Origin of the sequence: Bordetella flabilis (genome assembly GCF_001676725.1) — a bacterium.
Classification (GTDB): Bacteria; Pseudomonadota; Gammaproteobacteria; order Burkholderiales; family Burkholderiaceae_B; genus Bordetella_C; species Bordetella_C flabilis.
Genome location: NZ_CP016172.1, coordinates 1,179,121 through 1,203,535 on the forward strand (window position 1 = coordinate 1,179,121; position 24,415 = coordinate 1,203,535).

General features: G+C 68.2%; 17 protein-coding genes. 7 read left to right on the forward strand and 10 right to left on the reverse strand.

What is annotated here, in order from left to right:
• Positions 1-199: 199 nt before the first annotated feature.
• The 9 genes from BAU07_RS05115 to BAU07_RS05155 all read right to left on the reverse strand — a co-directional run bounded on the left by BAU07_RS05115 (position 200) and on the right by BAU07_RS05155 (position 14,827).
• Entirely contained in the window at positions 200-1,633 is a 1,434-nt protein-coding gene (locus tag BAU07_RS05115; RefSeq protein WP_066654688.1) for an HlyD family type I secretion periplasmic adaptor subunit, read from the reverse strand.
• Positions 1,630-3,807, reverse strand: a complete 2,178-nt coding sequence (locus tag BAU07_RS05120; protein WP_084025364.1) for a type I secretion system permease/ATPase — start codon at positions 3,805-3,807, stop codon at positions 1,630-1,632. The genes BAU07_RS05115 and BAU07_RS05120 overlap by 4 nt, the downstream gene beginning before the upstream one ends.
• Positions 3,808-3,838: 31 nt before the next feature.
• On the reverse strand, positions 3,839-5,386 hold the full coding sequence (locus BAU07_RS05125; protein ID WP_084025366.1) for a TolC family outer membrane protein: 1,548 nt from the start codon (positions 5,384-5,386) through the stop codon (positions 3,839-3,841).
• Positions 5,387-5,703: 317 nt separating this feature from the next.
• The gene (locus BAU07_RS05130; RefSeq protein WP_066654689.1) at positions 5,704-7,077 is read right to left on the reverse strand and encodes a heavy metal sensor histidine kinase; all 1,374 of its coding nucleotides are present in this window, start codon (positions 7,075-7,077) and stop codon (positions 5,704-5,706) included.
• Positions 7,074-7,760, reverse strand: coding sequence for a heavy metal response regulator transcription factor (locus BAU07_RS05135; protein WP_066654691.1), 687 nt, complete (start codon positions 7,758-7,760; stop codon positions 7,074-7,076). The genes BAU07_RS05130 and BAU07_RS05135 overlap by 4 nt, the downstream gene beginning before the upstream one ends.
• A gap of 93 nt (positions 7,761-7,853) precedes the next feature.
• The gene (locus BAU07_RS05140; protein ID WP_066654693.1) at positions 7,854-11,054 is read right to left on the reverse strand and encodes an efflux RND transporter permease subunit; all 3,201 of its coding nucleotides are present in this window, start codon (positions 11,052-11,054) and stop codon (positions 7,854-7,856) included.
• The gene (locus tag BAU07_RS05145) at positions 11,051-12,235 is read right to left on the reverse strand and encodes an efflux RND transporter periplasmic adaptor subunit (protein ID WP_084025369.1); all 1,185 of its coding nucleotides are present in this window, start codon (positions 12,233-12,235) and stop codon (positions 11,051-11,053) included. The genes BAU07_RS05140 and BAU07_RS05145 overlap by 4 nt, the downstream gene beginning before the upstream one ends.
• A complete protein-coding gene (locus tag BAU07_RS05150) occupies positions 12,228-13,751 on the reverse strand; it encodes an efflux transporter outer membrane subunit (RefSeq protein WP_066654695.1) in 1,524 nt (507 codons plus the stop codon). Before BAU07_RS05150 ends, BAU07_RS05145 begins: the two co-directional genes overlap by 8 nt.
• 236 nt (positions 13,752-13,987) lie before the next feature.
• On the reverse strand, positions 13,988-14,827 hold the full coding sequence (locus BAU07_RS05155; RefSeq protein WP_066654696.1) for a FadR/GntR family transcriptional regulator: 840 nt from the start codon (positions 14,825-14,827) through the stop codon (positions 13,988-13,990).
• A 182-nt stretch (positions 14,828-15,009) separates the two neighbouring features.
• Between BAU07_RS05155 and BAU07_RS05160 the strand changes: the two genes are divergently transcribed.
• The 7 genes from BAU07_RS05160 to BAU07_RS05190 all read left to right on the forward strand — a co-directional run bounded on the left by BAU07_RS05160 (position 15,010) and on the right by BAU07_RS05190 (position 22,519).
• The gene (locus BAU07_RS05160; protein ID WP_066654697.1) at positions 15,010-16,209 is read left to right on the forward strand and encodes an ABC transporter substrate-binding protein; all 1,200 of its coding nucleotides are present in this window, start codon (positions 15,010-15,012) and stop codon (positions 16,207-16,209) included.
• 69 nt (positions 16,210-16,278) lie between these two features.
• Positions 16,279-17,136, forward strand: coding sequence for a branched-chain amino acid ABC transporter permease (locus tag BAU07_RS05165; RefSeq protein WP_066654704.1), 858 nt, complete (start codon positions 16,279-16,281; stop codon positions 17,134-17,136).
• Positions 17,136-18,113: a branched-chain amino acid ABC transporter permease gene (locus tag BAU07_RS05170; RefSeq protein ID WP_066654706.1), complete on the forward strand. Its 978-nt coding sequence runs from the start codon at positions 17,136-17,138 to the stop codon at positions 18,111-18,113. The genes BAU07_RS05165 and BAU07_RS05170 overlap by 1 nt, the downstream gene beginning before the upstream one ends.
• Positions 18,110-18,964: an ABC transporter ATP-binding protein gene (locus BAU07_RS05175; protein ID WP_084025371.1), complete on the forward strand. Its 855-nt coding sequence runs from the start codon at positions 18,110-18,112 to the stop codon at positions 18,962-18,964. Before BAU07_RS05170 ends, BAU07_RS05175 begins: the two co-directional genes overlap by 4 nt.
• On the forward strand, positions 18,961-19,659 hold the full coding sequence (locus BAU07_RS05180) for an ABC transporter ATP-binding protein (RefSeq protein WP_066654707.1): 699 nt from the start codon (positions 18,961-18,963) through the stop codon (positions 19,657-19,659). Before BAU07_RS05175 ends, BAU07_RS05180 begins: the two co-directional genes overlap by 4 nt.
• A 62-nt stretch (positions 19,660-19,721) precedes the next feature.
• Positions 19,722-21,017 (forward strand): Zn-dependent hydrolase, encoded by a 1,296-nt coding sequence (locus BAU07_RS05185; protein WP_066654708.1) that lies wholly within the window; start codon positions 19,722-19,724, stop codon positions 21,015-21,017.
• Positions 21,014-22,519 (forward strand): M81 family metallopeptidase, encoded by a 1,506-nt coding sequence (locus tag BAU07_RS05190; RefSeq protein ID WP_066654709.1) that lies wholly within the window; start codon positions 21,014-21,016, stop codon positions 22,517-22,519. The genes BAU07_RS05185 and BAU07_RS05190 overlap by 4 nt, the downstream gene beginning before the upstream one ends.
• 31 nt (positions 22,520-22,550) lie before the next feature.
• Here BAU07_RS05190 and BAU07_RS05195 read toward each other — a convergent pair whose 3' ends face one another.
• The gene (locus BAU07_RS05195; protein WP_066654712.1) at positions 22,551-24,404 is read right to left on the reverse strand and encodes an ABC transporter ATP-binding protein; all 1,854 of its coding nucleotides are present in this window, start codon (positions 24,402-24,404) and stop codon (positions 22,551-22,553) included.
• Between the last annotated feature and the right edge of the window lie 11 nt (positions 24,405-24,415).

Below are 24,415 nucleotides of genomic sequence, written 5' to 3' on the forward strand. Positions count from 1 at the left end.
CAAATCCGGTTAGATTGCGGCGCGTGTCGGGGATTGGTCCTAGCAGAGCAGGCATGCACGGGCGTGACGAAGCCGGTGAAAGGCATGGCGCGCATGCGGCGCCACCATGTCGGGCTGGCGGTGTAGGGATCAGGGAGGCCCGGGACGCGCGCGAGGCGGCGCTTCGTGGCGCTCCGTGGCGCTTCGTAGTGCGCGGCCTTCAACGTTCCGTGAAGGCGTTTTCCTTGGCGCGCAGGATGGGCTTGAGCAGGTACTGCATGACCGTCCGCTTGCCGGTAAGGATATGCACCTCGGCCACCATGCCGGGGATGATGGGCAAGTGCTTTTCGCCGACCGAAGAGCGCGCCGTGCGCACCCGCACGATGTAGAAGGAGTTGCCGCGTTCGTCCGTGATGGTATCGGCGCCGATCTGCTCCACGACGCCTTCCAGCCCGCCGTAGATCGCGTAGTCGTAGGCGGTGAACTTGACCTCCGCCTTCTGCTGCGCGTGCAGGAAACCGATGTCGCGCGGCAGCACGCGCACTTCCAGCAACAGCGAGTCGTCCGTGGGCACGATCTCCACGATGTCCTTGCCCGGCTGCACCACCCCGCCCACCGTGTTGGCCAGCAGGGTCTTGACCGTGCCGCGCACCGGCGAGCGGATCTCCGCCAGCTTGACCTTGTCGGCCAGCGCCAGTTTGCCTTCGCTCAGCGTGCGCAGCTTGGTGGTCGTGTCCGAGAGCTCGCTGCGCGCCTGGTTGCGGATATTGAGTTCCGCTTCCTCGGTCTTGCTCATCGCTTCCTTGATCGAGGCCTCGATGCGGTCGATCTGCGCCTCGGCCGCCTTCTGCTCGCCGCAGCTCTTGGCCACGTCGCGCTGCAGGCGCAGCAGGTCGACCTCGGACACCGCGCCGCTCTTGAGCAAGGGCCGCGTCACGGTCAGCTCGCGCGAGGTCAGGCTGCAGGTGGTGGCGGCCTGGTCGCGCCTGGCCTGCGTCTCGCGCAGTTCTTCCTGGCGCTGCTTGACCTGCTCCCTGGCCACGCTGACCGTGGCGTTCAATTCATTGGTGCGCTGGATCCAGGCATTGCGCTCGGCCTCGACGGCGACGGGCAATTGCGCGATCACCTCCTCCGGGGCCTGGAAAGGCTGGCCCGTGGCCAGGGCACGCAGCCGCGCGGCCTTGGCCAGCAGCGACAGGTATTCGGCGTTGTTCTCGCCCAGGGAAGAATTGAACCGGGTCGGGTCGATCTTCAGCAGGATCTGGCCCGGCTCCACCGCCTGGCCCGGCTGCACCAGGATTTCCTTGACCACGCCTCCGTCCAGGCTCTGCACGATCTGCACCTGGCGCGACGGCACGACCTTGCCTTCGCCGCGCACGACTTCGTCGATGGGACTCAGCGCGGCCCAGGCAAGCAGCGCGGCCGCGGCGGCCAGCGAACACCAGACTAGCAGTCTCGCGCCACGCGCGCCGCCGTGGTGCAGGGTCCATTCCGGACCGCTCGCGGGCGCCAGGCCCGGGGGCGGGTGCACGCGTTTGCGCCCTTCCAGCAGAAGGTCCGACAGGAAAGCCAAAGATGCCACGAAGAACCGTGCCGGCGCGCGCAGCAGATGCCCGGCCGTGAATCTGCCCGGCATGGCGGCGGGTCGGGTCATCGCGTCGCCTCCGCGCGCAGGCGGCCGGTACGCATGGCCTCGACGACAGCGTCCTTGGGTCCGTCCGCCACGAGCTTGCCGCTGTCCAGCACGATCATGCGGCTGGCCAGGTCGAGCAGCGCGGTGCGGTGGGTGGCCATCAGCATGGTCTTGCGGGCACTGGCCTTGTGCAGCCGCACGCGCAACAGGGCTTCGGTCTGGCTGTCGATGTTGCTGGTGAGTTCGTCCAGCAGCAGAACCGGCGGGTCGTTGACCAGGGCCCGCGCGATCGAGACGGACTGACGCTGGCCACCGGACAGGGATTCGCCGCGTTCGCCGATGACCATGTCGAACCCTTCAGGGTGGACGTTGGCGAACTCGCTGACCCCGGCGACCTCGGCGGCGGCCAGGATGCTTGCGTCGTCGGCATGCGGCGCCCCCATGGCGATGTTCTGCCTTAGCGTGCCGTAGAACAGCAGAGGGTCCTGCGGCACATGGCCGATGGCGCCGCGCAGCTGCGCCGGGTCGATCTGCCGTATGTCGACGCCGTCGACCAGCACGGTTCCCTGCGTGGGTTGGTAAAGTCCCAGGATGAGTTTTTGCAGCGTGCTCTTGCCCGAACCGATGCGGCCGATGAAGGCCACTTTTTCACCGGGCCCGATCGTGAATGACACATTGCGCAACGCCGGCTGCGTCGCGCCGGGATAGGTGAAGCTGACGTCGCGGAATTCGATGGCGCCCCGGACGACAGGCCGGTGCAGGAATGCGCCGCCCGGGGGACGCTCAACGGGAAGCCGCATGTATTTGTCGATGGACTCCAGCGACGCGCGAGCGTTCTGGTATTGCATCAGCAGGCTGGCCACCTGGCCCAGCGGCGCCAGGCAGCGGCCGGCGATCATCGACGCGGCGATGATGCCGCCCATGGACAGGCTGGCGTCGCGCGCCAGGTAGACGCCGATCGCGATCACCGCGATGGAGACCAGTTGCTGGAGTCCGCCGACCAGGCCCACCGTGGTGTTGGAGATCAGCCGCAGTTGGCCGTTGATGTGCGCGATGTACTGGGTGGCGCGCTCCCAGTGGCCTTGCATGATGCCCTGGGCATTCAGGATTTTCACGGTTTCGAGACCGGCGAGCGCTTCGACCAGGATGGCGTTGCGCTGCGAGCACGCCTGGTAGGACGATGCGGTGAGTCCCCCCATCCGGAACTGTGCGGCGATCGACACGAGCACGGCAATCATGGCGGCGAGCAGGGGCGGAAAGATCATCCATGGCGATATCCATGCCAGCACCGCCAGGAACAGGATGATGAAGGGCAGATCGACCAGCGTGGTCAGGCTGGCCGAGGCGATGAAGTCGCGGATCGCCTCGAAGGAGCGCAGATTTGCCGCGAAGGACCCGACCGCCGGGGGCCGGGCTTCCATGCGCAGGTCCAGCACGCGCTCCATGATCGCCGACGACAGGCCGACGTCGATACGCTGGCTCGCGCTGTCGACGACATGGCCGCGCGCCGCGCCGAGGACCATGTTGAACACCACCACGATGCCGATGCCGGCGACCAGCACCCACAGGGTCTCGACGGCGTTGTTGGGGACGACACGGTCGTACACATTCATCGTGAAGAGCGGCATGGCCAGGCTGAAGATATTGATCAGCAGGGCCGCCAGCAGCGCGTCGCGATACAGCCGCCGGTTCTGGATGATGGCGGACCAGAACCAGTGGCGGCCCCGCGTGCGGACCGGCTCGGGCGAGCGGGCGTCGAACTTGAACACGGGCCGCGCATAGCAGGCGATGCCGCGGTATTCGCGGGCCAGGCTCGACGCATCGACTTCGACGATGCCGCCGCCCAGCTCGGGATCGCTGATCAGGTATTTGTCCTGGCGGACCTCGAGCAACAGGCAGGCCCGTTCACCGCGCAGCAGCAGGATGGCGGGCAGGATGTCGGCCGGGATGTCGGCCAGCGCGCGCTTGACCCAGCGTGCGGCCAGCCCCGCCCGCGCGGCCGCGCGCGGCAGCAGCGCGGGAGTCAGGCGCTGGTCGGCCAGCGGCAGGCCGGCGGCAAGGGCCTGCGGTGTCCTGGGCACGCCGAGGATGCGGGCCAGTTCCGCCAGGCAATCGAGCAGCGGGTCTTCATGCGGAATCGCCGGGTCGGCGTGCCGCGGATGTACAGGCTGGTCCAGCAATTCGTCCGTTGTCATCGCGGCAGGCAGTCACGGGGGGCGGTGGCGTTCAGGGCCGGGCCGGGCGGGAGCGGCCGTCCGTCAGGGCCGCCGTGGCGGGCAGCAGCGTGGGCGGCAGGGTGCCCTCGCTGTAGTGCACGCGCACGGGTTCCAGCCGCGCGGCATCCGGTACGGTGGAGTTGCACAGTTTGATGACGTCATCGCCGATCTGCAGCTTGCGGGACTCTTGCGGCGAGTCCTGCTGCGCCGGCACCAGGCCGAGGGTGGGCAGCAGCTTGTGCGACAGCGCGAGCCAGCGGTATTGCGCCAGTTGCAGGTCATAGGTGGCGTTGGTCAATGCGCGGCGCGATTCGAAGAGCTCGTTCTCGGTGTCCAGCAGGTCCAGCAGGCTGCGCTGCCCGATCTGGAATTGCTGCCGGTAGGCTTCCCGGACCTTGGCCGTGGCGACCTCGTGATCCCGCAGGAAAGGCAGGGCGCGGCGCAGGTGCGCGTCGTTATTGAAGGCGATGGCAAGGTCCTGCTGGATATTGCGGCAGGTATAGTCCCGCACGTCGCGCGCGGCATAGGATTGCGCGGCCGACTGGCGGATGCGGGCGGAATCCGCGCCGCCGCGGTACAGGTTGTAGGACATGACCAACTGCACGTTGCTGCCCCGCACGTTCCTGTATTCCGGTCCAGGCTGGGAGGTGTCCGTGCCGGTGGACCCGACCAGTTCGAACTTGGGCGCCAGCGCGCCCCGTGCCGAACGGGTGCCCGCATCGGCGGCCTGCAGCAGGGCCTGCTTGGCAAGCAGGCCCGGGTTGATGCGCAACGAAGGATCGAAATTCCCCGGACGGGACGGCAGCCGGTCCTGTACCTGCGGCGGCTCGGGCAGATCGGCCGGGGCGCTCAGGCCGGTGATGCGCTGGAAGCGTTGCAGGACGTCGTTCAGATTGGCGCTCGCGGTCATCAGATTGGTCTGCGCGAGGGCCAGGCGTCCGCTTGCCTGCACGTGATCGACGCGGCGGCCGACGCCGGAATCGGCGCGGGTGCGCAGTTGCTCGAGCGTCTGCTCGTGCAGCGCGTAGTTCTCGCGGGCCAGCGCCTCCAGTGCGCGGTAGCGCCGCACGTCGAGGTAGGCCTGTGCCGCCTGCAGGGCGATGTTGTCGCTGGTGGCCAGCAGGTCGTAGTACCGGGACAGCTTGTCGAAGCCGGCCTGCTCGTAGTCGCTGCTGGTGCGAAAGCCATCGAACAGCAACTGGCGCAGTTCCAGGTTGTAGCCGGGCCGATTCCAACTGGCCGACCCCTGGCCGGGCAGGTTGCTGCGCCATTCCCGGCCCAGGTAGGCGCGTCCGTTCAACTGGGGCAGGAAGGCGCCGCGTGCGATGCTCTGGCCTTCCAGGGCGGCCTTGAAGTCGTTGTAGCGGGCCTTGATCTCGGGATTGCCCAGCAGGGTCTGGGCGACGACCTGCTGCAGCGTCGTGCCCCCGTCCTGCTGTGTCGCCGGCTGCGCGGACGGCGCCGGCTCCGCCGGCAGGGCCGTTTGGGCGGTGGCGGATGCGGTAAGCAGAAGCGCGACGAGCGCGGCGTAGGCCTGGGCGGTGTGGGTGCGGTCCATGAACTTGTCGGGGGTGAGGGATGTTCTGCTGAGGGCTGCACGAGCCGGCGGCGCGCGCCATGGCGCGGCGCGGAGGGACGATGCGTGCAGCAGCCAGAAAACGGGAACCCGCGATTCTGCTTGGGTCGGCCGCTAGGGGCTTTCCCTAGTCGGAAATTCGGACCTTTTCGGTCTCGGCGTGCAAAGGCGGAGCGCGGCGGATGGGGCCGGCCGACGCCAGGTCGTACGCCCTGGCAGTCCGGTTTTCCTGCGCGGCGCGGTGTCCGCGCGGCGCCGCCGCTGCCGGTAGTCCCGTGCGCAGGCCGCGCGGCGGGCGCTCAGGCCAGAACGCTGAAGCCGACCGTCGTGACGCCGTCGCTGCTGGCGGCGAACACTTCGCCGCCATGCATGGTGGCCACGGCCTTGACGATGGCCAGCCCCAGGCCATGGCCGTGTGTCTGGCCGGCATCATGGCGCGCCGCGTCGACGCGATAGAAGCGGTCGAACAGGCGGGGGAGGTGGACGGGGTCGACTGGCTGCCCCGGGTTGGAGACGGCGATGACCACCGCGGCGGCCTGCCGCGTGATGCGCACAACGATGCGTTCGCCGCGGGCCGTGTGCTGGATGCTGTTCTGCAGGAGATTGGTCATGGCGCGCCGGAAGCGCGCCGTGTCCAGGGCTGCCTGCGCACGCGTGTCGCCCTCGATGTCCACCGTCAGGCGCATGTCGTCCAGCACGAACTCGAAGAACTCGATCGTCTTGGCGACCTCGTCCGCCACGGAAGTGCGCACCAGTCCGGTGGCGGCCTCGCCCTGGTCGGCGCGGGCCAGGAACAGCATGTCGTTGACGATGGCGCGCAGCCGGTCCAGTTCTTCCAGATTGGATTGCAGCACTTCCTCGAAGTCCCGCGCCGAGCGCTGCCGCGAGAGCGCCACCTGGGTCTGGCCGATGAGGTTGGTCAGCGGCGTGCGCAATTCATGCGCCACGTCGGCATTGAAGGCTTCCAGCCGCGTGTAGGCGGTCTCCAGCCGGCTCAGGGCGCCATTGAAGGCGCTGGCCAGGTCCGCCAGTTCGATCGGCAGCGTGGTCGTGTCCAGCCGCTGCGCCAGGTGGCGGGGGCTGAGCATGCGGGCCTCGCTGGACAGGCGTTGCAGCGGCCGCAGCCCGACGCGTGCGACCCAATGCCCCAGCAGCATGATCAGCAGCACCGCGCTCAGCAGCAGGCCGGCGAGCGCGGTGAGGAAGGTGTGCAGGGTATGGAAGTAGGGCGCCGTGTCGATGCCGATGACCAGCTTCACCTCCGGGCGATCCAGCAGCGCCGGGACCGTGCGGGTCAGGATACGCATGGGATATTCGCGCTGCGGCATGGTGACGGTTCCGAAGCCATCCGCCGGCGCCGTCGTGCCGGCGGGCAGGGGCAGGTCCTTGCCATAGGCATAGCGCGGGTCGGGACTGATGATCCAGAAGCGCAGGCTGCCGTCCGCGGGCGTCAGGGTGTCCATCTTGGTTTCGGCGTGCGACCAGCGTTCGGTGTTGCCCATGCGCACCAGCGAGAACAGCATTTCCGTCGTCGTGGTGGTCAGCACATCGGCCTGTTGGCGCGCCAGTTCGTTGCGCAGCACGCCATACAGCGCGACCCCGATGAGCGAAAAGGTCAGCAGGGCCACCGAGGCGAACATCAGGGCCAGCCGGGTGGTGATGGACCGCTTCATTCCGCGGGCCCTTCGTCGCGCTGTTCCAATACATAGCCCATGCCGCGGATGGTATGCAGCAGCCGGGTGTGGAAGGGGCCATCGATCTTCGCGCGCAGGCGCTTGATGGCGACTTCGACCACGTTGACGTTGCTATCGAAGTTCATGTCCCAGACCAGTTCGGCAATGGCGGTCTTCGACAGGATCTCGCCCTTGCGCCGGGCCAGTACGGCCAGCAGCGCGAACTCCTTGGCGGTCAGGTCGATGCGTACCCCGCCGCGCTGCGCCTTGCGGCTGGCGAGGTCGATGTGCAGGTCGCCGATGCGCAGATGCATGGGCTCCTGGGCGCGCCCGCGGCGGGTCAGCGCCTGCAGGCGGGCCAGCAGTTCCAGGAAGGAAAACGGCTTGACCAGGTAGTCGTCCGCGCCGTCGTGCAGGCCGCGGATGCGGTCTTCAACGGTGTCGCGCGCGGTCAGCATGATGACCGGCGTCTGGCGCACGCGACGCAGCTCGCGCAGCACCTGGAAGCCGTCGATGCCCGGCAGCATGGCGTCGAGCACGATCACGTCGTAGCCGTGCTCCAGCGCCAGGTGTTGGCCGTCGATGCCGTTGTGGGCGAGATCGACGGCGCAGCCCTGCTCGGTCAGGCCCTTGTGCAGGTAGTCGGCCGTTTTGAGCTCGTCTTCGACGATCAGTATCTTCATGGCGGGTCAGGGTCTGTACGCGGAGTCGGGAGCCTGGCGCCGGCGTCCTTCGGGTGCGAACGGGCCCTGGGCTGGAGACGCACCTCTTTTACTCTATTTCTGCACCAGCGGTTCAGGCGGGCCGTCCCGGGGAACGTCCGGGTGCGCGGGCGGCGCGGCGGCCCCCGCGCGGGCAGCGGCGCGCCCCTGCTTGCGGCGCATGTACCAGTGGTGGGCGCGATCCAGGTACAGGTAGACCACCGGCGTGGTGAACAGGGTCAGCGCCTGCGACACCAGCAGGCCGCCCACCATGGCGTAGCCCAGGGGACGGCGCAATTCGGCGCCCTGGCCGTTGCCCAGCATCAGGGGCAGGCCGCTTAGCAGGGCGCACATCGTGGTCATCATGATGGGCCGGAAGCGCAGCAGGCAGGCCTGGTAGATGGCTTCCTGCGGCGGCATGCCGCGTTCACGCTCCGCATGCAGGGCAAAGTCGATCATCATGATGCCGTTTTTCTTGACGATGCCGATCAGCAGGATGATGCCGATCAGGGCGATCACGCTTAGGTCGTAGCCGCCAGCCCGCAGGATAAGCAGCGCGCCCAGGCCGGCCGAAGGCAGGGTGGACAGGATGGTGATGGGGTGTATGTAGCTCTCGTAAAGCAGGCCCAGCACGATATACACCGCGATCAGCGCGGCGGCGATCAGGTAGGGCTGCGACTTGAGCGAGTCGCCGAAGGCCCTGGCCGCGCCCTGGAAGGAACCGGTCAGCGTGTCGGGCACGCCCATCTGCGCCTTCGCGGCGTCGATGGCCTTGACGGCGTCGCCCAGGGAGGCGCCGGGCGCGAGGTTGAACGACAGCGTGACGGCCGGGAACTGGCCCTGGTGGTTGATGGCCAGGTAGGCCGTCCGCGTGGTGTCCAGGGTGACGAAGGTCGACAGCGGCACCTGGGTTCCGGTCAGCGGCGAGGTCAGGTACAGCTTGCTGAACAGCGAGGGGTCGCGCTGCAGCGCGGGCGTGACCTCCAGGACCACGTGATAGCTGTTCAACTGGGTAAAGTACTGCGCCACCTGCCGCTGGCCGATCGCGTCGTAGATCGTCGAGTCGATCAGGGCCGGCGAAATGCCGAAGCTCGATGCGCGGGCGCGGTCGATGGTCAATGTGGCGGTGGGCGCGTTGCTTTGCTGGTCGGAGGCCACGTCCGCCAGTTCGGGCAGTTGCGAAAACCGCGCCAGCAGCCGCGGGGCCCACTGGTTCAGTTCGTCCAGGTTGGAGTCGGTCAGCGTGTACTGGTACTGGGTGCGCGACAGCCGCCCCCCCACATTGATGTCCTGGCCGGCCTGCATATACAGGGTGACGCCTTCCACCTGGGCCAGCCTGGGCCGCAGGCGCCGGATGATTTCGTCCGCGCTGGCGGTGCGCCCGTCCTCCTTGGGCCGCAGGCCGATGTAGAAGTTGCCGGTGTTGAACTGGGTCTGGTTGCCGTTCATGCCGAAGGCGGATACGTCCTTGTCCTGGCGCACGATGTCCGCCAGTTCCAGCATGCGGCGGTTCATCGCCGCGAACGAGGAATCCTGCGACGACTGCGCGAAGCCATAGATGAAGCCGGTGTCCTGCTGCGGGAAGAATCCCTTGGGTATGGTGGCGAACATGACGCCGGTCAGCGCCACCGTGGCGATGAAAACCGCCAGGGTGGCGCGCTGGTGGCGCAGTACCCAGTGCAGGCCATGTTTGTACCCGCCCAGCATGGCGTCGAAACCGCGTTCGAACAGCAGGAATAGCCGGCCATGCCCCCGGCCGTGCTGGTTCTTCAGGTAGCGCGAGCACAGCATGGGCGTCAGGGTCAGCGAAACGATCACCGATACCAGGATGGTCAGGGTCACGGTGACGGCGAATTCGCGAAACAGGCGGCCCACGATGCCGCCCATCAGCAGCAGCGGGATGAAGACGGCGACCAGGGACACCGAGATCGAGATGATGGTGAAGCCGATTTCGCCGGCGCCCTTGTATGCCGCCTGCAGGGGCGACATGCCTTCCTCGACGTGGCGGTAGATGTTCTCCAGCATGACGATGGCATCGTCCACGACGAATCCGACCGCGATGGTCAATGCCATCAGCGACAGGTTGTCCAGGCTGAACCCGGCGACATACATCATGGCGGCGGTGCCCATCAGCGCCAGCGGCACCGTCACGCAGGGAATCAGCGTGGCGGCCATGTCGCGCAGGAACAGGAATATCACCATGACCACCAGCACGATGGTCAGGACCAGGGTGAACTCCACATCGGCCACCGAGGCCCGTATGGTCTGCGTGCGGTCGATGACGGTATTGATCTGTACCGTCGGCGGGATGGCGGCGCGCAGGCGCGGCATGGCCGCGTTGATGGCGTCGACCGTGTCGATCACATTCGCCCCCGGCTGCTTGCTCACCTGCAGCACGATGCCGCGGCCGTTCGTCAGGGTGTTGCCCGGCGCGGCGGCGGGGCCGGCATAGGCCCAGGCCGCCAGCTTGTTGTTTTCGGGGCCGTCCACCGCCACGCCGACGTCGCGCACGCGGATGGGCGCGCCGTTGCGGTAGGCCAGCACCATGTCGTTCCACGGGGCGGCCTTGAGCAACTGGTCGTTGGTGTAGGTGGTGAAGCTTTGCGTAGGGCCGTCCAGCGTGCCCTTGGGCTGGTTGACCGTCGTCGACGCGATGACATTGCGGATGTCCTCCAGGCTGAGGCCCAGCGACTTCAGCTTGTCCGGATCCACCTGGATGCGGACGGCCGGCTTCTGCTGGCCGGCGATGTTGACCAGGCCCACGCCCTTGATCTGCGAGATCTGCTGCGCCAGGATGTTGTCGGCGTAGTCGTTGACTTGCGTCAGCGGCAGCGTGGTCGACTGCACGCTCAGCACCAGGATGGGAGCGTCCGCCGGGTTGACCTTGCGAAAGGTGGGGGCGTTGGGCAGGTTGGCCGGCAGTTGCCCGGATGACGCATTGATGGCGGCCTGCACGTCGACCGCGGCCGATTCGATGCTGCGGTCCAGGTCGAACTGCAGGGTGATCTGCGTCTGGTTCTGTGCACTGACGGATGTCATCTGCGACAGCCCGGCGATCAGCGAGAACTGCCGCTCCAGGGGTTGCGCGACATTCGACGCCATGGTCTCGGGACTGCCTCCCGGCAGGTTGACGGTGACCTGGATGGTCGGAAAGTCGACCTGGGGCAGGGGCGCCACGGGCAACAGCGGCCAGGTCGCGATGCCGACCAGCAGGATGGCCAGCGCCAGCAGGCTGGTGCCGATGGGGCGCTTGATGAAGGCGGCGGAGACGCTCATTGGCCTGCTCCCGGGGCGGTCGCCTCGGCCATCGAGGTCGGGGCTTTGGATTCGACGGTGTGCAGTCCGGGCCGCAGCTTGTACTGGCCGTCCACCACGATGCGTTCGCCGGGCTTCAGGCCGCCCTCAACCACCGCCACGTTGTCCTGGATCACGGCGACGCGGATGGGCGCGATGCGGGCCACGCCGTGGTCGTCCAGGGCATAGGCATAGGTGCCGTCCTGGCCGCGTTGGACCGCGGCGGCCGGTACGGTCAGCGCCTGCCTGCGGGTCCCCAGTTGCAGGCGTGCGTTGACATACTGCCCCGGCCACAGCGCATGGCGCGGGTTGGGGAATACCGCCTTGAGCTGCACCGTGCCGGTCGTCGTGTCGATCTGGTTGTTCACCAGCACCAGCTTGCCCGCGCCCAGCTCCTGGTTCGATTCGCGGCCCAGCGCCGTCACGGGCAGGCCGGCCGGCGTGTCGGCCATCGCGGCATTGATGGCGCCGACGGCCGATTCCGGCAGGGTGAAGACCACGGATATCGGGTCGATCTGGTTGATCACCACGAGACCGCCGGCATCGGTGGCGTGCACGATATTGCCCGGGTCGACCAGGCGAGCCCCGACCCGGCCGCCGATGGGCGCGGTGATGGTGGTATAGCCCAGCTGGACCTGGGCGAAGGACACCTGCGCCACATCCATCTCCACGGTGGCTTCCAGTTGTGCGACCAGCGCCCGTTGCGTGTCGAGCTGCTGCCGGGTGGCGGCATCCTCCTTGGTGAGTTCGGTGAAACGGCGCAGATCGAGGCGGGCGTTGACCAGTTGCGCCTGGTCCTTGGCCTGCGTGGCCTTGGCCTGCGCCAGTTGCGCCTGCAAGGCCCGCGGATCGAGTTGCGCCAGCAACTGGCCGGCCCGCACGTCCTGGCCTTCGACGAAGCCGACCTTGTCGAGTTCGCCGTCCACCCGCGTCTTGACGGTGACCGACTGGTTGGCCGTCACGGTGCCGACGCCCGTCAGGTAGATCGGCACGTCCTGCTGGCGGACGGACGCGGAGGTGACGATGACCGGCGGCGTGCGCGGGGCCGGCGCGTCGGCGGAAGCGGCCTTGCGGGCCATGCCCCAGAACGCGCCCGCGGCGACGGCCAGCGTCACGATAACCGCCGTCCAGCCGGCGCGGCGCCGGAACATTGCATTAGCCATGGTCTTTGCTCTCGTGTTGCGGACCGCGTGGGGCGGTATTTCCCATCGGATCGTCCAGTTGCGCGGTGGTCCAGCCGCCGCCCGTCGCCTTGACGAGCGCGACGCTTGCCAGCAACTGGCGGCCGAGCAGGTCGGTGGCGGTGCGCTCGTTGGACAGCGTCAGGGCCTGCGCGGTGACCACCGACAGATAGGTCGTGGTGCCCGCCCGGTATTGCGCCGTCGCCAGTTGCTCCGACAACCGCGATGCCGCGACGGCCTGCTCCTGCGCGACCTGCTCGTCGGCCAGCACGCGCAGGTTGGACAGGTTGTCCTCGACCTCCTGGAAGCCGCCCAGCACGGTCTGCTTGTACTGCGCCACCGCGGCGTCGTAGGCCGCCACCGCCTCATCCACGCGGGCCCCGCGCAGCCCGCCGTCGAACAGGGTCTGGGCCAGGGTCGCGCCCAGCGACCACACCCGGCTGGGTGTGTTGAACCACTGCGCCAGCCCGGCCACGCCGCTGGCGAAGCCGACGCCGCCGCTCAGCACCACGTCGGGGTACCAGGCCGCGCGCGCCACGCCGATCTGCGCGTTGGCCGATGCGGCCAGGCGTTCCGCCGTGGCGATGTCGGGCCGTCGCTCCAGCAACTGCGAGGGCACGCCCGTCGGGATCCGCGGCAGGCGCGGCTGCCAGTCGTCGCCGGCCGGCGGCAGAGAGAATTCCGCGGGCGAGCGGCCCCGCAGGATGGCGATCGCGTGTTCCAGCTGGTTGCGCTGCGTGTCCAGGTCGATGGCCTGCGCCTGCGTGGTCTTCAATTGGGCCTGGGCGAGCGCGACATCCGACCGCAGGGCCACGCCCGCTGCGTACTGGCTTTGCGTGAGCTGCAGCGAACGCTGGAAGGCGACGATGGTGCGGCCGAACAGCGCCTTCTGCCGGTCGGTGATGCGCAGTTGCAGATAGTCCTGCGCCACGCTCGCCTGTACGCTGAGCCGCGCCGCGGCGAGTTGCGCGGCGCTGGCCTGGGTGCTGGCGTCGCTGGCCTGCACCGAGCGGCGCACCGCGCCCCACAGGTCCGGTTCCCAACTGGCATCCAGCGACGCGGTGTAGGTGTTGTCCAGCCGGCTGCCGCTGCTGGCGCCGCTGCTGGCGCTTTGCGTGCGAGCCCGGCCCGCCGCGATCCCGGCGGAGACCTGCGGCCAGAAGGCGGCCCGCGCCTGCGCCGCCACCGCGCGCGCCTGGCGGTATTGCGCGGCGGCCTGGGCGATGGTCTGGTTGGCCTGGTTCGCCTGTTCGATCAGCGCGTCCAGCGTCGTGTCGCCATAGACCTCCCACCAGTTCCGGCTGGCATCGATCTGGCCCGGCGTGGCGGTTTTCCACGGGCCAGCCTCCTTGTAGGCGGCCGGCAGCGGCATGGTGGGGCGCACGTAGTCCGGCCCCACCATGCAGCCGGACAGCAACGCGAGCGCGCACAGCGCGGCGCCGGCGAGCGGTGCGCGGCGGGGCCTGCGGCGGGATGGCGGGAAGGTGGGGGTGGTCATGAGGCGCGACTTTACGAAGGACCCCGTGACCGTACGCTGTCGGAAAACTGACATTCCTGTCAGTTACAGCGGCGCGCCCGGGAAGGGCAGGCGCAAGTTCCACACTGTGGGGGCGTCCTCATCGAGCGAAGGCCCGTCGTCGGGCCGTCATGGCTTGCCAGGCGTGTCGCCACGGCGCCATTGGAAGCCGCCGGCTCCGCCGCCGCGGACACCCGCCGCGGCACGCCATGACTGCCTCAGTCCTCGATGGGGGACACCGGCCGTGCCGGTTTGCGCCGCGTGGCGGCGCGGCGCGACATCTCGGAATCCAGGATCAACCGCCCGCGCAGCTTGCCGTTAAGTTTCTTAACGAAGCCGGACGCCTCGACCATGTGTTCGGCCATGAGCCGGCGTACCTCGTCGGCATCGCCGGCGCGCGCGGCCGTGACGATGGCCCGGTGCAGGCGTACGTTGGCCTGGCCGAAGCGGCGCTGCGTGGTCACCGGGGTGTCGTTCTCGAACACCGTCAGCTGGCGCAGCATTTCGTTGATCAGCTGGCAGGTGAAGCGCAGGAAGGGATTGGGATTGGCCAGCGCCAGGATGTCGTGGAAGTTCAGGTCCTCTTTGCGCTGGGCCACGACATCGGCCGTCTTGCCGGAGGACGGGTCGCAGCATTCGATGCTGTGAGTCAGCGCTTCCAGGTCCGCTTCCGTCAGGTGCGGCACGGCGCCCGCGGCAAGCTCCGGTTCGAGCAGCTTGCGCGCCGTGTAGATGTCGTCGATCGTGACTTCCTTGAAGAACAGGTAGTTCTGCATGAGCTGGAACGTCCGGTCCAGCGATACTTCGACGATGCGGCCGCCGCCGGCCGGACCCGTACTGATGGTGACCAGGCCCTGCACCTCCAGCGACTTGAGGGCTTCCCGCATGGTGCTTTTGCTGACGGCGAACAGCTGCTGCAGTTCGGGTTCGCGCGGCAGCCTGTCGCCTGGACGCAGGTCGCGTTCCGTGATCAGCCGCTTGATCTCCTCGGCGACCAGGTCCGCCCGCTTGGATTTTCGCTGCGTGGCGGGCGCGGACGCGGCGGGTGGCCGAGCCATGTGTGGTCTCTCTCCTGGAACGTCGGGCGATGTCGTGCCCGGTATCCTGCGCGGCACTGAAATGCCATCAAACGGGACTAGGGTAATTACGCCCCCTTTGCGGCGCTCGTCGTGTTGACGCGCAATTTGTGCCCCAATATTATCAGCTCATCGTATTTATCATGATAAATAAGGGGAGTGCCTTGAACCGCCGTGACCTCCTGAAAATCGCCGCCTTGTCGGCCCTGCCCGGTTCCATGGCATGGCGCCACGCCTATGCGCAGGCCGCGCAGGCCATCCAGTTCGGTTGCCCCGTTCCCATGTCCGGCGCTTTCGCGGCCAACGGCAAGTACGCCGACCTGGGCATGAAGCTGGCCATCCAGCAGTACGGCAGTATCCTCGGGCGCCCGCTGGCCTATACGACGCTGGATACAGAGGGCAAGCCCGCCACCGCGGTGCGCAAGGTGCAGGAACTCGCGCAGCAGAAAGGCGCGCGCTACTTCGCCGGCGGCATCCTGTCCTCCGAGGCCCTGGCCATGGGCAAGGAAGTGCAGAAGGCCCAGGGCGTCTTCATCACCACGGCGGGCGCGGACGAGATCACCGGCTCGGATTGCAACAAGGCGACATTCCGCTGGTCGGTGCCCACTTATGGCGCCATCGAGCAGACCGTGCGGCCGCTCATCGACAAGCTACCCAAGGCCAAGCGCTGGTACACCATCACGCCGCAATACGTCTTCGGCGATGGCCTGCTCAATGCCGCCAAGAACATCTTCAAGGAAAAGGGCATCGAGCACGTCGGCAACAGCTACCATTCGTTGACGGAAAAGGAATTCAGCGGCTACCTGACCAACGCGATGGCGGCCAAGCCCGACGTGCTGCTATTGCTCAATTTCGGCTCGCAGTCTTCGGACGCGCTGCGCCAGGCGGTCAGCTTCGGCATGAAGCAGAACACCACCATCCTCATGGCCTGGGCCTCCGGCCTGGAGCAGTTCGAGGCGCTTGGCGCCGACCTGTGCGAAGGCGTTTACTTCGGCGCCCAGTACTGGCACGGCATAGACAGCCCGGGCAACAAGGATCTGGTCAAGCGCAGTCAGGACGCCTTCAAGTCCAATCCCAACTACAGCCTGGCGGGCTCGTATATCTGCACCAAGATCCTGATCGACGCCATCGTCAAGGCGGGCACCGACGATCCGGCCAAGGTCATCGCCACGCTCGAAGGCATGCAATACACCGGCCTGACGGGCGAGGAGCGCATCCGGGCCGAGGATCACCAGGTGCTGAAGAACTACTACCTGCTGCGCGGCAAGGCAAAGTCGGCCATGAAGGACAAGGACGATTACGCCGATATCCTCAGTTCCGGGCAGTCCTTCCTGCCCGTGGCGCAGACCGGCTGCAAGCTCTGATCGCCCTGGGCCGCGCGCCGGTGCGGGCTGCGGCCGCGCCGCGCGCCTACGAGGCCGCTCGCTGAACCCATGAACGTTTATCTGCTGCAACTCGTCAACGGCGTCGGCATCGGGATGCTGTATTTCCTGCTTGCCGTCGGCCTGTCCATCATTTTCGGGCTGCTGCGCTTCGTCAACTTCGCGCATGGGGCGTTCTATCTGCTGGGCGCCTACTTCTGCTACCAGGCGGTGGCCTGGGGACTGAACTTCTGGCTCGCGCTGTTCGCCGTGCCGCTGGTCGTCGCGCTGCTGGCGTGGCTGACCGAACGCACGCTGCTGCGGCGCATCTACGACCAGGCGCATGAATTCCACATCCTCGTCACCGTGGGCCTGGCCCTGGTGCTGCAGGAGGCCGTAATCCTGGTCTGGGGGCCGCTGGGAGACAACGTGGCCACGCCCGGCCTGCTGCAAGGCGTGGTCATGTGGGGCGGCTTCGTCTATCCGAAGTACCGCTTGTTCGTCATCGCCTTCACGGCGGTGTTCGCGGTGCTGCTGTGGTGGGTGCTGGAAGGGACGCGGCTGGGCAGCGCCGTCCGGGCGGGCAGCGAATCGACCGAGATGGTGTCCCTGCTCGGCATCAACGTGTTCCGGGTGTTCGGGCTGGTGTTCGCGCTGGGCGCCGGAACGGCGGCGCTGGCCGGCGCATTGGCGGCGCCGATACGCGGCGTCGACCCGTTCATGGGGCTGGAGGCCCTGGGCGTGGCTTTCGTCATCGTGGTCGTGGGCGGCATGGGCAGCTTCGCCGGCGCCCTGGCGGGCGGGCTGCTGATCGGCATCGTGCAAAGCGTGATGAGTACGCTGTGGCCCGAAGGGGCGCGCCTGATGATTTATGTCGCCATGGCCGCGGTGCTGCTGCTGCGTCCGCACGGCCTGTTGGGGAGAGGGTGATGCGGGCGTTGCGCGATCATGCCGGCCTGCTGCTGGCGGCGGCCGTGGTGCTGTTGCTGCCGCTGGTGCTGGATTCCGGCACGCTGGCCACCGAAGTGCTGGTGTATTCGCTGGCGGTGCTCGGCTGCAACCTGCTGTTGGGCTATACCGGCTTGCTGTCTTTCGGCCAAGGCATCTTCTTCGGCATGGGCAGCTATACCCTGGGCATTCTGATGACCCGAGGCGGGCTGCACCTGCCCGCCGCGGTGCTCGCCGCCATCGTCGTCGGCGCACTGACCGCAGGCCTGGTGGGCTGGTTCGCCATCCGGCAGCGCGGCACCTATTTCGTCATGCTGACGCTGGCGTTCGCGCAGATGTTCTACTTCCTGGCCTACAGCCTGCCGAGCTGGACCGGCGGCGACAACGGCCTGCTGGACATCCCGCGGCCGCCGCTGTCCCTGGGCGGGCTGGCAAGCCTGCCGCTGGATACGCCGTGGCGTTTCTATGCCCTGGTGGGCGTGTGCTTCCTGCTCGTGTTCTGGCTATTGCAGCGCGTGACCAATTCGGTGTTCGGCCGTACGCTGCTGGCGATCCGCGAGAACGAAGCGCGCGCGCGCGCCGTGGGCTACGACACGCGGGCGCTCAAGCTCGCCGTGTTCGCGCTGTCCGGCGCGGTGACCGCGCTGGCGGGCGCCTTCCATGCCTTGATGACCGGCATCGCGCCGCTGTCCAATATCGAATACCACACCAGTGAAATGATCCTGGTGATGACGGTGATCGGCGGCACGGGCAATCTGTTCGCGTCCGTGCTGGGCGCGGCTTTCTACGTGCTGGTGTCGGACTGGCTGTCGACCCTGTGGCCACGCTGGCTGCTGTTGTTGGGGCTGCTGCTGATCGGCGTCAGCCTGTTCATGCACAAAGGGCTGTGGGGCCTGGGCCAGCGGCTGTGGAGCGCGCTCCGTGGCGCGTCGGGGATGGCCAAGGAGGACCAGGCATGAGCAACGCGGCCGACTCCGCCCGCAAGCCGGCGTCCGTGCCTGGCCCCGGCGGCCATGCCGGCGCCCATGCCGGCGCCCATGCCGGCGCCGTCCCCATCCTGGACGCGCGCGGCGTGGTCAAGCGCTACGGCCGGTTTACCGCGCTGGCCGGCGTGGACCTGTGCGTCATGCCGGGTACGGTGCACTCGGTCATCGGGCCCAACGGCGCGGGCAAGACCACGCTGTTCCACACCTTGACGGGTACCGTGCCGGTCAGCGCCGGGCGCATCGTCTTCGACGGCCACGACGTTACCCGCGAGCCGGACAACGTGCGCGTGCGCCGCGGCATCGCCCGCTCGTTCCAGGTGACCAGCCTGTTCGCCAACCTGGACGTGCGCGAGAACCTGCGCCTGGCCGCGCAGGGCGCGCACCCGTCGGGCGCCTTCGACATGTGGCGTCCGCCGGGCCGCGACGCCTCGCTGAACGAACTGGTTGACGGCTTGCTGGAACGCCTGGGCCTGCGTGCGCGCGCCGGCGTTCAGGCCGCGGCGCTGTCGCACGGCCAGCAGCGCCGGCTGGAGGTGGGGATGGCCATGGCGGCGCGCCCGCGCGCGATCTTCCTGGACGAGCCGACCTCGGGCATGGGCGTGGACGACCTGGACGGTATGAAGGCGCTGATCCGCGGCCTGGCGGCCGACCATACCGTCCTGCTGATCGAGCACAATATGAACATCGTCATGGATATCTCCGACACCGTGACCGTGATGCAGCAGGGCCGCATCCTGGTGGAGGGCCCGCCGGCCGCCATCCGCGACGACCCCCGCGTGCGGGCGGCCTACCTGGGCAACATGATTACCGGAGGCGGCGCATGAAGCTGGAAGTGCGCGACCTGCACACCTACTATGGCAAGAGCCACATCCTGCAAGGCGTGTCGCTGGCCGTGGGTGAAGGGGAACTGGTGACGCTGCTGGGCCGCAACGGCGCGGGCAAGTCCACCACGCTGCGGACGATCGCCGGCGCCTTGCCCGCGGCGCGCGGCGAAGTGTGTTTCGACGGCGCGCGGGTCAGCGGGCTGCCGGCGCACCGCGTGGCCGGGCGCGGCCTGTGCCTGGTGCCGGAACACCGCGGCATTTTTCGCCTGCTGACCGTGGAGGAAAACCTGTTGCTGGGCGCGCGCCGCGCGTCACCCTGGCAACTGGCCGACGTTTATCGCATCTTTCCGCGCCTGAAGGAACGGCGCCGCAACGGCGGTGCGCAGTTGTCGGGCGGCGAGCAGCAGATGCTGGCAATCGGCCGTGCCCTGATGAACCATCCGCGGCTATTGATGCTGGACGAACCGGTGGAAGGCCTGGCGCCGGTCATCGTGGAGGAAATCGTGGCGCAGCTCAGGCTGATCCGCGAGCAGGGCGTGCCCATCCTCCTGGTGGAACAGAATCTGGAGGTCTGCACGCAATTGGCCGATCGTCACTACATCATCGAGCAAGGCGCCATCGTCTATGAAGCCGGCAACGCCGACTTCGTCGCGGACGATGCGGTCAAGGACCGCTACCTCGGCGTCGGGGTGTGATCCGAACCGCCGCGGGGCGGCCGCAGCCGGGCTGTCCCGCCGAACATCCATGGGAACCGAACATGTCCGATCCTGAAATTTCCGCACGCGCGCAGCATGACCTGCGCGACTTGCAACAGCTGCGCGTCGATGGCGGCCGCCTCTGGGATACGCTGATGACGCTGGCGCGCATCGGCGCCACCGACAAGGGCGGCGTGCGCCGGCTGGCGCTGACCGACCTGGACCGCCAGGGCCGCGAACTGGTCATGCGGTGGGCGCGCGAACTGGGTTGCGCCGTCAGCATCGACGCCATCGGCAATATCTTCATGCGGCGCCCGGGCCGCCGCGACGATTTGCCGCCCGTGGTGACGGGCAGCCATATCGACACCCAACCCACCGGCGGCAAGTTCGACGGCAATTATGGCGTGCTGGCGGGCATCGAGGTACTGCGCACGCTGCACGCGCACGGCATCGTCACCGAAGCGCCGCTCGAAGTCGCGGTATGGACCAACGAGGAGGGCTCGCGCTTCGTTCCCGTCATGATGGGCTCGGGCGTATTTGTCGGGGCCTTCACGCTGGAACACGCCCTGGCGCAGCGCGACCGCGACGGCATCAGCGTGGCCGAAGCCTTGCGGGACATAGGCCAGGACGGCAGCGCAGCCGTGGGCGGCCGGCGCGTGGGCGCCTACTTCGAGGCGCACATCGAGCAGGGTCCCATCCTGGAAGCCAACGGCAAGGTCATCGGGCTGGTGCAGGGCGCCCTGGGCCAGCGCTGGTTCGACGTCACGGTCACCGGCATGGAGGCGCATGCCGGCCCGACGCCCATGGCGCTGCGCCACGACGCGCTGCTGGCGGCGGCCGATATCGTCAAACAGGTGAACCGCATCGCGCTGGACCACGCGCCGCATGCGCGCGGCACGGTGGGCTGCCTGGACACCTATCCCAATTCGCGCAACGTCATCCCGGGCCGCGTGCAGCTCACCGTGGACCTGCGCGCCGCCGACGACGCCACGCTTGCGGCCATGTCCGCAGCGCTGCGCGAGTTCTGCGCCGGGCTCGCCGGCGTGACGGCGGATGTGCGGGAGGTCGTGTATTTCCCGCCGCAGCCTTTCGACGCCGGCCTGGTGGGCGCCTTGCGCGCAAGCGCCGACGCATTGGGCTACCCGTCGATGGAGGTGGTGAGCGGAGCCGGCCACGACGCCGTCTACCTGGCGCGCGTCGCGCCGACCGCCATGATCTTCGTGCCTTGCAAGGATGGCATCAGCCATAACGAGATCGAGGACGCGCAGCCGGAGCACCTGGAAGCCGGATGCAATGTGCTGCTGCAGGCGGTGCTGCGCGCCGCCGGCGTCGCAGCCGGGCGGGAGGACGCGGCATGAAAGCGCTGATCGCCCGGATGAACCACGAAACCAATACGTTTTCCCCGGTGCCCACCCCGCTGGCGGCCTTCGGGCGCCATGGGCCGGCCTACGGCGACGATGCGCGCCGCGAGAACGAGGGCGCGCGCACGGCCATGGGCGCCTTCATCGACCTGGCCAGGGAGCACGGGGCGGAGATCGTGACGCCGCTATCGGCGTGGGCCTATCCCAGCGGGCCGGTCCATGCCGACGCCTACGACGAGATGTGCGCGCGCATCCTGGCCGCGGTGCCCGGCTGCGACGCGATATTCCTGGACCTGCACGGCGCGATGGTGGCGCAGAACAGCGACGACGGCGAAGGCGACCTGCTGGCGCGCGTGCGCGCCGCCGCGCCGGGCGTGCCCATCGCGGTCGCGCTGGACCTGCACGGCAACGTGACGGCGCGCATGGTGCGCAACGCCGACGTCATCGTCAGCTTCAAGACCTATCCGCATGTCGACATGTATGAAACCGGCGAACACGCCGGCCGCCTGCTGTGGCGCATGATCGCAGGGGAGTTCCGGCCGGTGATGGCGTGGCGCCGGCCGCCCCTGATGACCCATACGCTGCGTTCGGCGACCGATACCGGCGCGATGCGCGATGCCGTTCAGGCGGCGCGCGAGGCCGAGGCGCAGGGGCTGGCGGCGGCGTCGGTCCTGGCGGGCTTCGGCCTGGCCGATATTCCGCATCCGTGCATCAGCGTGGTGGTGGTCGCCGACGGGGACCGCGCGCTGGCCGAAGCGGCGGCCGAACGCATCGCGGCCGGGATATGGGCCGGGCGCGATGGTTTCGTGTATCGCAGCGAGCCGCTGGCGGCGTCGCTGGAGCGCGGCGCGACGCTGGCGCAGGGCGCGGAGCGCCCGGTTTTGCTCCTGGACCATGGCGACAACTGCAATTCGGGCGGCACCTGCGATACCACGGCGGTCCTGGAAGCGGCGCTGGCGCGCGGCATGCAGGGCATCCTGGCCGGCGTGCTGTGCGACCCCGAGGCGGTCGCCCGCATGGCCGAAGCGGGCGTGGGCGCGCGCGTCACCCTGCCACTGGGCAACAAGCGTTCGCTGGCGGCGCTGGGCATCCATGCGTCACCGATGCAGGCGACCGGCGTCGTGCGGGCCGTCACGGACGGCGAATACGTCATCACCGGGCCCACATATACGGGGATGCGGGTGGGCATGGGGCGTACCGCGGTGCTCGACCTGGGTGCGGCGCGCGTGGTCGTGTCCGAGCAGCCCCACGAGCCCTGGGATCTCGCCGTGTTCGAAAGCGTGGGCGAGGATCCGCGTGCCGCGCGCTTCCTGCTGCTGAAGTCGCGGATGTATTGCCGGCCGGTATTCGTGCCGATTTCCGGCGGCCTGGTGGAATGCGACAGTCCGGGCGTCACGACGTCGGACTACGGCATTTTCCCCTATGTGAAGCGCCAGCCGCCCCTGTATCCGCTGGAGGCCGCGGAGTTCGACGCGCGCGCCACGCCGGCCGACGCCTGAAGACCGCCGGCGCCCGGACGGCGCGCGGCGATCATTCCAGGCCGACGAAACCGCCGGTCTGGTGCCGCCACAGCCGCGCATACAGGCCGTTGCGCGCGAGCAGCTCGGCATGGGTGCCGGTTTCCACGATGGCGCCGTGGTCGAGCACCACCAGGCGATCCATGCGGGCGATGGTGGAGAGCCGGTGCGCAATGGCGATCACCGTCTTGCCCCGCATAAGCGCTTCCAGGTTCTCCTGGATGGCCGCTTCCGCGTCCGAATCCAGGGCGGATGTCGCTTCGTCCAGCACCAGGATGGGCGCGTCCTTCAGCAGTACCCGGGCGATGGCGATGCGCTGGCGCTGGCCGCCGGACAGCTTCACGCCGCGTTCCCCGACGTGGGCATCCAGTCCGCGCTGGCCCTGTCCGTCCGTCAGGTCGAAGATGAAGCCGTCCGCGTGGGCCTGCCGGATCGCGTGCAGCACGGCCGCTTCGTCGGCGTCCGGCCGGCCATAGAGCAGGTTCTCGCGGATGGACCGATGCAGCAGGGAGGTGTCCTGTGTGACCACGCCGATCTGCGAGCGCAGGCTTTCCTGCGTCACGTGCGCGATGTCCTGGCCATCGATCAGGATGCGCCCGGACTGCACGTCGTACAGCCGCAGCAGGATGCTGACCAGCGTCGACTTGCCGGCGCCGGAGGGACCGATGAGGCCGATTTTCTCGCCCGGTTCGACCTGCAGGTCCAGGCCCGAGAAGACGGGATCGCCCTTGCCGTAGCGGAAGTGCACGTGCTCGAAGCGTACGCCGCCGCGCGTGACGCCCAAGGGCTCGGCGCCGGCGCGGTCGGCGACGATGCGCGGATGCGAGATGGTCTGGATGCCGTCCTGCACCGTGCCGATGTTTTCGAATATGCCGTTGACCACCCACATGATCCACCCCGACATATTGCTGATGCGTATGGCCAGTCCGGTGGCCAGCGCGATGGCGCCGGCTGACATCCGGCCCTGGCTCCACAGCCAGAGCGCCAGTCCCGGCGTGCCGGCGATCAGAATGCCATTGAGCACCGCGATGACGAAGCCCATGGACGTCACCAGGCGCGCCGCCATCTGGGCCTTGCCGGTCTGCTCGGCCATGGCCTGCTGGGCGTACTGCTCTTCGCGCTGGCTGTGCGCGAACAGTTTCAGGGTGCCGATATTGGTGTAGCCGTCCACGATGCGGCCCATCAGCTTGGAGCTGGCTTCGGACGCCTTGACGGAGCGCGCCTTCACGCGTGGCACGTAATAGGCCAACGTCAGGACATAGCCCAGCAGCCAGACGAGCAGCGGCAGGGTCAGGCGCCAGTCCGCCTGGAAGAACAGCACCAGCGCGCTGCCGGAGTAGATCACCACATGCCAGACCGCGTCCACCGCCTGGATGGCGGAATCGCGCAGCGCCGTGCCGGTCTGCAGGATGCGGTTGGCGATGCGGCCGGCGAAATCGTTGTGGAAGAAACCCAGTCCCTGCTTGAGCACATAGCGGTGGTTCTGCCAGCGCACCAGCGTGGTCAGGCCCGGCGCCAGGGTCTGGTGCACCAGCAGGTCGTGCAGGCCGGTCAAGGCAGGTCGCAGCACAAGCACCACCAGGGCCATGCCCAGCAGCGCCTTGCCATGCTGGTCGAAGAACGCCGCGCTGGGCGTTTCGCGCGCAAGGTCGACGATACGGCCGAGGAACTGGAACAGCGCCACGTCGACCAGCGCGGACACCAGGCCCACGGCCAGCAGCAACAGCAGGGCGAACCGCACCTGCCGCAGATAGTGCCGGTAGAACGACATCACGGACCCGGGCGGCGGCTCGTCACGCGTGGCGCGAAACGGGTCGATCATGCGTTCGAAGCGGCGGTAGATGGGATGCGGGCGGGTGGAAGGCATGCGGGGAATCT

Excerpts from the sequence above, each read along its gene's own strand:
- BAU07_RS05130 (WP_066654689.1), bottom strand. The coding sequence starts at position 7,077 with ATGAAGCGGTCCATCACCACCCGGCTGGCCCTGATGTTCGCCTCGGTG.
- BAU07_RS05150 (WP_066654695.1), bottom strand. The coding sequence starts at position 13,751 with ATGACCACCCCCACCTTCCCGCCATCCCGCCGCAGGCCCCGCCGCGCA.
- BAU07_RS05135 (WP_066654691.1), bottom strand. The coding sequence starts at position 7,760 with ATGAAGATACTGATCGTCGAAGACGAGCTCAAAACGGCCGACTACCTG.
- BAU07_RS05190 (WP_066654709.1), top strand. The coding sequence starts at position 21,014 with ATGAAAGCGCTGATCGCCCGGATGAACCACGAAACCAATACGTTTTCC.
- BAU07_RS05115 (WP_066654688.1), bottom strand. The coding sequence starts at position 1,633 with ATGACCCGACCCGCCGCCATGCCGGGCAGATTCACGGCCGGGCATCTG.
- BAU07_RS05140 (WP_066654693.1), bottom strand. The coding sequence starts at position 11,054 with ATGAGCGTCTCCGCCGCCTTCATCAAGCGCCCCATCGGCACCAGCCTG.
- BAU07_RS05185 (WP_066654708.1), top strand. The coding sequence starts at position 19,722 with ATGTCCGATCCTGAAATTTCCGCACGCGCGCAGCATGACCTGCGCGAC.
- BAU07_RS05165 (WP_066654704.1), top strand. The coding sequence starts at position 16,279 with ATGAACGTTTATCTGCTGCAACTCGTCAACGGCGTCGGCATCGGGATG.
- BAU07_RS05175 (WP_084025371.1), top strand. The coding sequence starts at position 18,110 with ATGAGCAACGCGGCCGACTCCGCCCGCAAGCCGGCGTCCGTGCCTGGC.
- BAU07_RS05145 (WP_084025369.1), bottom strand. The coding sequence starts at position 12,235 with ATGGCTAATGCAATGTTCCGGCGCCGCGCCGGCTGGACGGCGGTTATC.
- BAU07_RS05170 (WP_066654706.1), top strand. The coding sequence starts at position 17,136 with ATGCGGGCGTTGCGCGATCATGCCGGCCTGCTGCTGGCGGCGGCCGTG.
- BAU07_RS05155 (WP_066654696.1), bottom strand. The coding sequence starts at position 14,827 with ATGGCTCGGCCACCCGCCGCGTCCGCGCCCGCCACGCAGCGAAAATCC.
- BAU07_RS05125 (WP_084025366.1), bottom strand. The coding sequence starts at position 5,386 with ATGGACCGCACCCACACCGCCCAGGCCTACGCCGCGCTCGTCGCGCTT.
- BAU07_RS05180 (WP_066654707.1), top strand. The coding sequence starts at position 18,961 with ATGAAGCTGGAAGTGCGCGACCTGCACACCTACTATGGCAAGAGCCAC.
- BAU07_RS05195 (WP_066654712.1), bottom strand. The coding sequence starts at position 24,404 with ATGCCTTCCACCCGCCCGCATCCCATCTACCGCCGCTTCGAACGCATG.
- BAU07_RS05120 (WP_084025364.1), bottom strand. The coding sequence starts at position 3,807 with ATGACAACGGACGAATTGCTGGACCAGCCTGTACATCCGCGGCACGCC.